Source organism: Pseudomonas sp. HY2-MNA-CIBAN-0224 (assembly GCF_040310285.1).
Taxonomy (GTDB): Bacteria; Pseudomonadota; Gammaproteobacteria; order Pseudomonadales; family Pseudomonadaceae; genus Aquipseudomonas; species Aquipseudomonas helleri.
The window spans coordinates 1-323 of record NZ_JBEOPQ010000309.1 but is presented as its reverse complement, the minus strand read 5'-3'; the positions used below and the strand labels follow the sequence as shown (position 1 = coordinate 323).

Below are 323 nucleotides of genomic sequence, written 5' to 3'. Positions count from 1 at the left end.
CAGTAATCCTTGCTGTTGGGTAGATACAGCCACACCGTCGCTGGTATGGAGGTGGATAACGCAATGGGCATCACTACGAGCTTCGTGGACGGCACTATGAATGGTAAACCCTGCAGGATTGATATCGAATTCTGATGACGACACTTTTTCACCAGCTTGATTGACTTTGACCAGACTAGAGGCGGTAATCTCTTCAAATAGTAAACCATAAGGGTTAATCAAAAATTCATCCTCAGTATTTGGCACACGTGCCGAAATATGAGTAAAGACCAAATCATCCCAGCCATACAAGGCAATCAATCGATAACAAGCGGCAAGGTTGA

The 323-nt window shown here is 44.6% G+C and carries 1 protein-coding gene; it reads right to left on the bottom strand.

All coding sequences use genetic code 11. The features are described from left to right. A partial coding sequence (locus tag AAEZ03_RS26525) for a class II aldolase/adducin family protein (RefSeq protein ID WP_350582748.1) occupies positions 1-323 on the bottom strand: 323 nt, incomplete at both ends.